Source organism: Actinomyces denticolens, from assembly GCF_002072185.1.
Taxonomy (GTDB): domain Bacteria; phylum Actinomycetota; class Actinomycetes; order Actinomycetales; family Actinomycetaceae; genus Actinomyces; species Actinomyces denticolens.
On record NZ_MVIW01000068.1, the window covers coordinates 1 to 6,089 of the forward strand.

Below are 6,089 nucleotides of genomic sequence, written 5' to 3' on the forward strand. Positions count from 1 at the left end.
GTTCCGAGCACCTTGGCCTGGGTGCGCAGCCCGTCCATGAGCTCCATGGTCACCTCGACGCCCAGGTCGGAGGTGAGAAGGGTGTCCTCGATCTCCTCCCAGTCGGACTCGGACAGGTCCCCACGGGACAGGACTGGCTGGTGGTGCTCGCGGTCCTGACCGTGGTTGCGGTGCTTGCTCTCCGGCGCCGCCCCGGTCGGGTCCGCGCCGGTGCAGCCACGGCCCTGGTGGTCTCCACGCTCATCACCGCAGGTGTGGGCTGGGGTCAGGTCTCCTACGTCACCGACCACGGCACCAGCATCGACGCCTGGGCGCTGACCGGGATCGGCCAGTGGGGCGCAGCTCCGGACGAGGAGCCGGTCGTCCTCGACGACACCGAGACGGGGCAGCAGCTGCGCGCAGGCATCTGGTACCCGCGCGGCGCGGACGGGCGGCGACTGGACTCCTCGGCGAGCGTGCCCGTGGTCGTCCTTGTCCACGGTGGCGGATGGTCCAACGGGGACCGCCTCAACCCCATGACCCGTGGGCAGGCCGACTGGCTCTCCCGGCAGGGGTACCTGGCGATCGCCGTCGACTACCCGCTGTCCACACCCGACCTGGCCACAGGGAGCTCGCCGAGTCCCGCACCGCCTGCGCCCTGGCGTGGGTGGGGGCGCACGCCAGCGTCTACGGCGGGGACACCAGCCGCTTCGCCCTGGTCGGGGACTCCGCCGGCGGGCACCTGGCCCTGGAGATGACCTACCGGCAGGCTCTGGGGGAGCTGCCCCAGCAGCCCGAGGGCTGCACGGGTAGCGTCCCGCAGATCGACGCCGTGTCCACCGCCTCCCCGGTGGCGGACCCGGTCGGCTTCCACGACAACCCTGACCTGGTCATGGGGCCCTTCACGGCCGGGAGGGCCCAGCGCTATACCGGAGGCACCCCCCCGGCCAGGTGCCTCAGCGCTACGCCGCGATCGACGCGGTCGCCCGACTCGAACGCCTCACGCGCACGGGAGCAGCGGCCGGCCTGCCCCCGACCCTCATTGTGGCCGGCGCCCAGGCCCTGGATGCTGCCCTGACCCGGGGCGGGGCGCCTCATGAGACGCTGCTCGTGTCGTACACGGACCACGTCTTCGACCTCAACCCGGGCTCGGTCGTCTCCCAGCTGTGGCGGGCACGGACCCTGGCCCTGTTCACGAGCGCTGGCCTGGCTGCTGCCTCACTCGGGGGCTCGTGCGGCGCGGCGGGCTGTCAGCGACGCGATCACTGTGCAGGCCAGCGCGCCCAGGGCGCTCATGATGACGATGAGGAGCCACCGGGCCGGGTGGTGGGTGCTCGCGACGTAGGACCAGCCCCACGGCGCGGTCAGCCAGATGAGGGGTGCGCTCGCAATGACTTCGTTGCCCGCGATGACCAGTCCCGCCAGCAGTCCACCCATGCCGGCAGCGATCGCCGCCGCCACGGAGGAGACCTGGGCGACCAGGTAGGCCAGAGCGGTCAGCGCCGCCGCCACCCAGGGGATGACCAGGGCCATGTAGACGGGACCCGCGATCGCGCCGCGGTCCGGCTCAGTCGGGAACAACCTGGTGCCGCCAGCCGCCACGAGCCACGCGGTGCCGAGTCCGATGGCCAGGAAGGCCCAGCCGCCCGCCAGGGAGGCGAGGACAGCCCTCCATGGGGACACGCGCATGAGCACGCCTCGCCAGGCACTGCGCAGGGACGTCCATGTCGTGATCCCCACGACCGCGGCCGCCACAGGCACGCCGACCAGGCCCAGGAGCGCCAGGGCGGATTCCGAGGAGTACAGGGCTCTTGTGGCAGCGACGAACCCGGCCAGCGCTGGCCACAGGGCGACCCACAGTCGCCACGGCAGGATGCCCGCAAGCGCCAGGAGCGCGGAGCGCGGGCCAGGTGCTGCCGCAGGGAGCGCAACCAGCCGGCGAGGCCGTGCGGGCGCCTGCACCGTGCGAGTCGGACGGACCGCACGGGTGGGGGACTGGTCCACGGTCTTCTCATGGCCCGAGGATCCAGAGGCCCGGGCGCGTAGGCGTCCCATAAGCGCCCACGGGTGCACCAGGGGCGCCGTGGCCAGGACCAGGGCCGCCAGGACCAGCGTGGACAGCGCGCACAGCGCGGCGGCCGGCCACACCGGGTAGTCCCAGGCCGCGGCGCCGGGCTCCAGGTTGACGCTGTTGCCGTGCACGCCCAGCAGCGGCAGGGTCGGGCGGATCATCCAGGTCCACGGGCGCACCACCCAGGACGAGGACTCGGCGTCGACCGCCCCCACGACCGACCAGGCGAAGGCCCCCGCGGGCACGAGTCCCACAGCCACCGGGCCTGCGAGCCGTGCGGCGGCCAGGCCCAGCAGGCCCGCACCGGTCACGCTCACCCACATGAGGGCCGCGAAGGTCAGGTAGGAGCGGGCCGGGCCCCAGCCGGAGCCGGACAGGTGCGCGAAGGTCAGCACCGGGAGCAGCCAGCCGAGCTGGCCCACCAGGGCGGAGGCGGCGATGACCAGGCAGCGGGCAGCGAGCACCTGGGCCTGCGGGACGGCCCGCCACCAGGTCCCGCCACCGCGCACGCGCTGCTCGCGCCACTCGTGCATGGCGCCGACGAGCGCGCCCACTGGCAGGGCCGTGGCGGTGGGGTAGAAGCTCAGCCAGGCCAGGACGTTGCCGGCCCAGCGGCCGCTGTCACTGACCAGGCCGGCGCCGAGCAAGATGCGGGCGAGGTTGATCGCCCAGGCGGCCAGGAGCACGGTCACCAGGACCGAGCGCCAGGTGAAGGTGCGCCGCGAGCGGATCAGCTCAGCGCGGAGCACCTCCGGGAAGGCGGCGCGCCCCGCTGGGACGGACGCGGGCGCCAACGGTGCGGCCGTGGTGGTCGCAGCGCTCATCGCAGGCTCACCGCCCCTCCCGTCACGAGGGACAGGTAGGCGGCCTCCAGCGCGGCGGTATCGTCCGGGTGCGCCAAGGCGGACAGCGGCCCCTCGAAGGCCAGGCGTCCGGCCACGAGCACGCCGACGTCGTCTGCCATGCGGGCCATCTCACCGAGCTGGTGGCTGGAAACCACGACCGTGCGTCCCTGGGCCGCCAGGGACCGCATCAGGTCGCGCAGCTCGATGATGCCCTGGGGATCGAGCCCGTTCTGCGGCTCGTCGAGGATGAGGACCGACGGGTCGGTCAGCAGGGCCATCGCCAGTGCCAGGCGCACCTTCATTCCCGTGGAGAAGGAGCCGGCACGCTTACGACCGGCACCCTCAAGGCCGACGCGCGCCAGGAGCGGTGCGATCACCGACGGCGAGGTGCCGGTGAGGCGGCAGTGGACGAGCAGGTTGCGGTGGGCGCTCAGCTGCGGGAAGAGCGCCGGCCCGTTGAGGGAGGCGCCCACGTGCCGCAGCACGGATCGGGACCAGGGGCGGTCCATGATGAGGACCTCGCCGGAGTCGGCCGTCTCCAGGCCCAGGGCGATGGCCAGGGCCGTGGACTTGCCGGCGCCGTTGGGTCCCAGGAGGGCGTAGACGCGGCCCGGGCGGGCTGTCAGGTCTACGCCGGTCAGGACCTGGTGCGAACTGAAGGACTTGGTCACGCCGTGCAGGCGCAGCCCCGTGGGCGCTTCCGGTCGGGCCGATGACGCCGGGGGCACGAGTGGTGGAGCGGTGGGCTCGCGTGTTTCGATTGTGTCGGTCATGACTCCACTGTGGGCGCCGGGCCCGGTCCGGTGGATCCCCCGTGGGGTGGGAGCCGGGAGGATCCTGAGCGGGGAGCCTCCTCCCCAGGGGGGGGAGTCAGGTGCGCTCCAGGCCGTGGTGGAAGGCGTGGACGATCAGCTCGACCCGATTGGTGGTGCCCGTCTTGCCCAGCAGGGACTTGACGTGGGTCTTGACCGTGGACTCCGCCAGGTGGAGGTGCTCTCCGATCCGAGCGTTGGACAGGCCCTGGCACACCAGCTCCAGGACCTGGGCCTCGCGGCGGGTGAGGGGCTCGTACAGGCCCTCGCCGGTGTCCGAGGCAGCGGGGTCGTGCGGGCCGGCGCCGGGCTGCGGCGCGCGGCCGCCCGAGGATACGGGCTGCGGCGTCGGGACGTCGGGCCCTGGTTGCTCCAGGTGCGCCAGAACCGTCGGCGTGACCGCCGGGTCGAGCCAGGAGCCCCCGGCGGCCACGGTGCGCACCGCCTCAAGGAGGACCTGGGGCGCGGCGTCCTTGAGGAGGAATCCGCGGGCGCCCGTCCGCAGCGCCGCCATGACCAGGTCTTCGTCGTCGAAGGTGGTCAGCACCAGGGCCGGGATCTGGCGGAGGTCCGGTGCCGCGCGCATCGCAGCGATGGCCGCGACGCCGTCGAGCACGGGCATGCGCAGGTCCATGAGGACGACGTCCACCCGGTCCGGGGCCAACGTGCCCAGCAGGTCGAGTGCGGCGCGGCCGTCGGGGGCGCTGCCCACCACCTCGATGTCCTCCTGGGCGTCAAGGAGCAGCGTGAAGGCGGAGACCAGCAGCGCCTGGTCGTCCACGACAACCGCACGTAGCCGGGGCGTGGGCTCCTGGGTCATGAGGGCCTCCTGTTAGTGCCAGCGGCACCATCATCGCCCCCCGCTCCGGCGCGTACCGGAAGGGACACGGCCAGGCGGAAGGCGACCGTGCCGTCCGGGCCTACCTGAGAGTCGGTCTCGATCGTGCCGCCCACCAGGGTGACGCGCTCAGCCAGGCCGGACAGGCCGGAGCCCGGGGCTGCTCGAGGCGAGTCCTCCACCGGGTTGGTCACTTCGATGCGGCACAGCTGACTTGCCTCGAGACGCAGGCGGGCTGAGCCGGTGCCGTGCCGAATGGCGTTGGTCAGTCCCTCCTGCACGGTCCGAAGGACGGCCAGGCGCTGTAGCGCCGACCAGGAGGCACCCAGGCGGGCCATCTCCGCCAAGGGCGTACCCTCCACCCTCAGCTCGAGCCCTGAGGCGCGGGCGCGTGCCACTACCGTCTCCAGCTCGCCCAGGTCCGCGGTGGGGCCCGCCTGGCTCGGGCTGCGCAGTAGCCGCACCAGGTCGCGCATCTCATCGAGGCTCGCCCCGGCCGTGCGCTCCACGTCTGCCAGGGCCTGGGCCGCCGTCTGCTCGCCACCCACGGCTAGGGCGGTGGCTGCACGTACCCTGATCGCGGTCAGGCTGTGCCCCAGTAGGTCGTGCAGCTCGCGCGCCAGCTCCAGGCGCTCGGCGCCTGCCGCAGCCGCCCGCTCCTGGGCCAGCGCTCGCAGACGCGCCACGGCCAGGCGCCGGCGCTGGCGGGCGTCGGAGGCGACCGCCACGACCGCCAGAGCGCTGAGAGCCGCTGAGACGGCGCACACGATCGCGGTGACGAGGACTGAGCGCCACGGCAGGGGTGTCCCAAGGAGGGTGTTGCGTCCCAGGAGCATCGCCACCACCGGGTTGACCAGGCAGCCTGCCAGCGCCACGAGCAGGGCCGCACGCCGCCACGGCGCCTGCGGGCACCATCGGATGACGGCGTGGAGCGCGCACAGGGCCGTGCACGCCAGCGGTGAGAGCCCCAGGTTCACCGGGGACAGGAAGGTCAGCAGCGAGTAGGCCGCCAGCCCCGCGGCCGTGAGGGTGAAGGAGGTCAGCAGGAACCTCTTGCGCACGATCTGGGCAGCGGCGACCACGATCCCCAGGGTCAGGTGGGTGACGTACGCCGGGTGCGGTCCGAACCGGGAGATGAAGGTCTGTCCGCTGACCGCGACGACCATGGCGGTCGCGCCGATGAGCACGTCCACCACCGGAAGCGACCACGGAGCGTCGCGAGGCCCGATGAGACGTGCTTGGTGACGCCAGTCGGTGGCCTGGGCCTCCAAGGGATCGTCAGCGCTCATGGCCCTAGATGATGGACCATCGGGGCGGCGGCGTCACCCGGCTGGGCCGTGCGGCCTGCGCCATGATGTCAGCCGGCGCCGCAACCCTGTGCCCGTGCATCTCAAGACGTTGACGATCAAGGGCTTCAAGTCCTTCGCCTCGTCAACCACGCTGCGCCTGGAGCCCGGCATCACCGCCGTCGTCGGCCCCAACGGCTCGGGCAAGTCCAACGTCGTGGACGCCCTGACCTGGGTCATGGGAGAGCAGGGCGCCAA

General features: G+C 72.9%; 8 protein-coding genes. 3 read left to right on the plus strand and 5 right to left on the minus strand.

Annotation, left to right across the window (positions count from 1 at the left end; all coding sequences use genetic code 11):
• The coding region (locus B1H55_RS12955) for a signal recognition particle receptor subunit alpha (protein ID WP_240494192.1) at positions 1 to 290 on the minus strand (290 nt) is incomplete at its 3' end.
• On the opposite strand from B1H55_RS12955, the gene B1H55_RS12720 reads away from it, so the two are divergent.
• Positions 255 to 737: an alpha/beta hydrolase family protein gene (locus B1H55_RS12720; protein ID WP_159441720.1), complete on the plus strand. Its 483-nt coding sequence runs from the start codon at positions 255 to 257 to the stop codon at positions 735 to 737. The genes B1H55_RS12955 and B1H55_RS12720 overlap by 36 nt on opposite strands.
• Positions 647 to 1,057 (plus strand): alpha/beta hydrolase fold domain-containing protein, encoded by a 411-nt coding sequence (locus tag B1H55_RS11810; protein WP_157750260.1) that lies wholly within the window; start codon positions 647 to 649, stop codon positions 1,055 to 1,057. The genes B1H55_RS12720 and B1H55_RS11810 overlap by 91 nt, the downstream gene beginning before the upstream one ends.
• A gap of 140 nt (positions 1,058 to 1,197) precedes the next feature.
• On the opposite strand, the gene B1H55_RS11815 is transcribed toward B1H55_RS11810, so the two are convergent.
• The 4 genes from B1H55_RS11815 to B1H55_RS11830 form a co-directional block, all read right to left on the minus strand.
• Positions 1,198 to 2,874, minus strand: coding sequence for an ABC-2 family transporter permease (locus B1H55_RS11815; RefSeq protein ID WP_231952859.1), 1,677 nt, complete (start codon positions 2,872 to 2,874; stop codon positions 1,198 to 1,200).
• Entirely contained in the window at positions 2,871 to 3,668 is a 798-nt protein-coding gene (locus B1H55_RS11820; protein ID WP_073454603.1) for an ABC transporter ATP-binding protein, read from the minus strand. The genes B1H55_RS11815 and B1H55_RS11820 overlap by 4 nt, the downstream gene beginning before the upstream one ends.
• A gap of 97 nt (positions 3,669 to 3,765) precedes the next feature.
• On the minus strand, positions 3,766 to 4,527 hold the full coding sequence (locus B1H55_RS11825) for a response regulator (protein ID WP_073454601.1): 762 nt from the start codon (positions 4,525 to 4,527) through the stop codon (positions 3,766 to 3,768).
• On the minus strand, positions 4,524 to 5,834 hold the full coding sequence (locus B1H55_RS11830) for a sensor histidine kinase (protein ID WP_073454599.1): 1,311 nt from the start codon (positions 5,832 to 5,834) through the stop codon (positions 4,524 to 4,526). Before B1H55_RS11830 ends, B1H55_RS11825 begins: the two co-directional genes overlap by 4 nt.
• 94 nt (positions 5,835 to 5,928) lie before the next feature.
• Here B1H55_RS11830 and B1H55_RS13150 point away from each other — a divergent pair.
• A partial coding sequence (locus B1H55_RS13150) for an AAA family ATPase (protein ID WP_143222431.1) occupies positions 5,929 to 6,089 on the plus strand: 161 nt, incomplete at its 3' end.

What these genes read in the sequence shown, in the direction of transcription:
- B1H55_RS11815 (WP_231952859.1), bottom strand. Translation starts at nt 2,874, where the DNA reads ATGAGCGCTGCGACCACCACGGCCGCACCGTTGGCGCCCGCGTCCGTC.
- B1H55_RS11820 (WP_073454603.1), bottom strand. Translation starts at nt 3,668, where the DNA reads ATGACCGACACAATCGAAACACGCGAGCCCACCGCTCCACCACTCGTG.
- B1H55_RS11825 (WP_073454601.1), bottom strand. Translation starts at nt 4,527, where the DNA reads ATGACCCAGGAGCCCACGCCCCGGCTACGTGCGGTTGTCGTGGACGAC.
- B1H55_RS11830 (WP_073454599.1), bottom strand. Translation starts at nt 5,834, where the DNA reads ATGAGCGCTGACGATCCCTTGGAGGCCCAGGCCACCGACTGGCGTCAC.